The following is a 3,293-nucleotide window of genomic DNA, read 5'->3' as shown; positions in this document are numbered from 1 at the left end:
TTGCTGGGCTGCCGGTCGCGCCCGGGCCGGCCGGAGCGCCGGTGGCCGGCGGGCCGGCGGTGCTGCCCGGCTTGGGGGTTGCCGGTCCGGCCCCGGTGTGCGGCGGGATGGCACCGGGAGCGGGGTCCTGCGGCAAATAGCTTTGCGCTGAACGGTTTTCGCCGGGGCGCAGGGGTCGGTGCTACTCCTGCACGATGACCGGGTCGCCGACATTGACGGCGTTGAAGTACCACTCCGCGTCGGCGGGGCTCAGGCTGATGCAGCCGTGGCTGATGTTGTCCACCCCGAGTGCTTGCAGCGCCCACGGCGCCGAATGCACGTACAGTCCGCGCTGGGTGATGCGAACGGCGTAATCCACCGAAAGTCGGTAGCCCTCGGGGTCGGTGACCGGAATGCCGACGCTGCTGGAATCCATGATCACGTTGCGGTCCTTGGAGATAACGGCGTAGGTGCCGACCGGCGTCGGAAACTCCGGCTTACCCAGCGACGCCGGCAGCACCCCTTCTTCGCCCCAGCGGGGCCGATGGTGCGGCGCGGGCAGCCGAGGCGCCGTCCCCGCCTCGTCGGCATCGATGCTCACGGTGAACGTGTGCTCGGAGATGCTGGCCACCCCCAACACGGCGGGCCCGGTTTTGAAGTCGAGAGCCAGGTTGCCCACCGACAGCGCCACCGCGCTGTGCGCCGGCCAGAACCGGTCCGGCACCCACTGCACGACATTGTCGTCGAGCCAGTCGAACCTGCCGGTCCTCGCGGGCGTCGACGTCACCTGCACGGCTCGCTCGGCGGCCCGACGGTTGGTGACGGGCGCGCTGAACGTCACCACCACCGGGTGCGCGACCCCCACCACCGCGCCGTTAGCGGGCAGCACCGAGGTGATGGTGAGGCCGGGCGGCAGCTCGACCGCCGTCGGACGCACGTCGGGCGGGGCTGCGACCACGGCGCCCACGATCACGGCTAGGACAAGAACCGGCCGAACCACCGCCCGCATCGCTTCGATTCACCTCTCGGGTGGAAATTGTCGCCGCCGTCGGTCGATGTTAGGGCCGCGACGACCGGTGGCGCGGAAACGGCGCGATGAAGTCTGGGTCACATTCTGGTCACGACTTCCGGGGCCGTCGTCGCCGTCGGGCGTGTCGGCCGGAACACCAAAAAACCCGCCCTGGGACTGGCCAGGACGGGTTTGTCGGGGTGCGCCGTCAGGGTTTCGAACCCCGGACCCGCTGATTAAGAGTCAGCTGCTCTACCAACTGAGCTAACGGCGCGAAGCGGCAAAGCCGCGAGAGCGAGGATAACAGAGCCTGGAACCGGCTGGCGAATTGGCAGTTCGCGCGCCCCGCTGTGCGCGGGATCACCCGAGCGGTCGCAGCACGCTTCGGCGACCTTTAGACTATTGCCAAAGTTTGGTCCGGGTGCGAGGTGGGGACGGTATGTGGCAGGTCGGATCGATGGCCCGCGTCTGCGGGCGTCGACCCTGGTTGGCGGCTGCGTTGATGGTGCCCACCGTGGTGTTTGGCCTCAGCGCGTGCGGCAGCAATGACGCCCCGGAGCCGTCGCAGGCCATCACCGATAAGGGCACCCCGTACACCGATCTGCTGGTGCCGAAGCTGACCGCGTCGGTGACCGATGGCGCGGTCGGCGTCGCGGTGGACGCCCCGGTGACGGTGACCGCCGAGGACGGCGTGTTGGGCGCGGTCACCATGGTCAACGAGAACGGCAGAGCGGTCGACGGGCAGCTCAGCCCGGACAGCCTGACCTGGCAGACCACCGAGCCGCTGGGCTTCAACCGGCGCTACACCCTCAACGCCAAAGCGCTGGGTCTGGGTGGGGTAACGACCAAGCAGATGAGCTTCCAAACCCATTCGCCCGAGAACCTGACCATGCCCTACGTCATGCCCCAGGACGGGGAGGTGGTCGGCGTCGGCCAGCCGGTGGCGATCCGGTTCGACGAGAACATCGCCAACCGCCTGGCGGCGCAGAAGGCGATCAAAATCACCACCAACCCGCCGGTGGAAGGTGCCTTCTACTGGCTGAACAACCGCGAAGTGCGGTGGCGGCCAGAACATTTCTGGAAGCCCGGCACGACGGTCGAGGTGGCGGTCAACACCTACGGCGTCGACCTTGGCAACGGGATGTTCGGCCAGGACAACGTGACCACCCACTTTTCCATCGGCGACGAGGTCATCGCCACCGTGGACGACACCACCAAGATGATCACCGTGCGGATCAACGGTGAGGTCGCCAAGGTGATGCCGACGTCGATGGGCAAGGACAGCACCCCGACCAACAACGGCATCTACCTGGTCGGGGAACGGTTCAAACACATCATCATGGACTCCTCGACCTACGGCGTTCCGGTCAACTCGCCCAACGGGTATCGCACCGACGTCGACTGGGCGACGCAGATCTCCTACAGCGGGATCTTTGTGCACGCCGCGCCGTGGTCGGTGGGCGCCCAGGGCCACAGCAACACCAGCCACGGCTGCCTGAACGTCAGCAACGGCAACGCGGAATGGTTCTACGACCACACCAAACGCGGCGATGTCGTGGAGATCGTCAACACGGTGGGGCCGACGCTGCCGGGCACCGAGGGCCTCGGTGACTGGAATATCCCGTGGGCGCAGTGGAAGGCCGGCAACGCCAACGACTAACCGGGCACTCTGGCCGCGATCCGGTTGGCGATGTCGACGGCCTGGGCGGTGATACCCGGGCGGCAGGCGGACACGTCGATGACGACGTTGTCGCGCAGGGTCATGGCCCGCGCGCACGAAATGTCGCCGCCCACTTGGGTTGCCGACATGGTGTCCACATCACCGTGGTGGTTGAGCCCGCCGAACGTCCAGGATTGGGTGGGTCCCGCCTTGCTGACGGTGAATTCGCGGCTCGAACAGGCCAGCCACTGGCCTTCCTGCTTGACGAACAGGTCACGGGCCCTGCTCAGCGACGGAAACGCGACGACGGCCTGCACCACCGTCACGGCGCCGGCGGGCTCCTGGGTGAGCTGCTGGGCCCGCAGGGCGGTCCAGTTGCTGTGCTCGTAGGCGGCGATCTCGGCCGGCCAAAACGCGCCGGCACAGTCCTTTTCGGAAATCCAGTCGCGGTCCTCGGCGATTGAATCGGTGATCGGACCCGCGTGCAGCGGTGTGGCCATGACGGCGCTGAGCTCGTCGGCGCTGAGCAACAGGTTCGGTAGCGCCGCGGCGGCCACCGCCGCTGTGGTGGTGGGCGGCGGTGGCGCTGCGGTGCTCGTGACGGCGGTGTGCCGATCCGCTGATCCGCTGCCGCTGTGCGATTTC

Annotated in this window: 3 protein-coding genes and 1 tRNA gene; 1 reads left to right on the top strand and 3 read right to left on the bottom strand. The window is 67.7% G+C overall.

What is annotated here, in order from left to right; translation table 11 throughout:
- Window positions 1-181: 181 nt before the first annotated feature.
- Both BKN37_RS26550 and BKN37_RS26545 read right to left on the bottom strand, forming a co-directional pair.
- Window positions 182-988, bottom strand: a complete 807-nt coding sequence (locus BKN37_RS26550) for a L,D-transpeptidase (RefSeq protein WP_071030230.1) — start codon at window positions 986-988, stop codon at window positions 182-184.
- 201 nt (window positions 989-1,189) lie between these two features.
- Window positions 1,190-1,262 (bottom strand) — tRNA-Lys (locus BKN37_RS26545).
- A 165-nt stretch (window positions 1,263-1,427) separates the two neighbouring features.
- Between BKN37_RS26545 and BKN37_RS26540 the strand changes: the two genes are divergently transcribed.
- Window positions 1,428-2,648 carry a L,D-transpeptidase gene (locus tag BKN37_RS26540; RefSeq protein WP_071030228.1) on the top strand — a complete coding sequence of 407 codons (1,221 nt, stop codon included), beginning with the start codon at window positions 1,428-1,430 and terminating at the stop codon, window positions 2,646-2,648.
- Here the strand turns inward: BKN37_RS26540 and BKN37_RS26535 are convergent.
- The coding region (locus BKN37_RS26535) for a sensor domain-containing protein (RefSeq protein WP_071030226.1) at window positions 2,645-3,293 on the bottom strand (649 nt) is incomplete at its 5' end. The two genes, BKN37_RS26540 and BKN37_RS26535, sit on opposite strands and share 4 nt — an antisense overlap.

The sequence above is a fragment of the Mycobacterium talmoniae genome, assembly GCF_001854525.1.
Classification (GTDB): domain Bacteria; phylum Actinomycetota; class Actinomycetes; order Mycobacteriales; family Mycobacteriaceae; genus Mycobacterium; species Mycobacterium talmoniae.
This window is presented reverse-complemented; position numbering and strand designations above follow the sequence as displayed.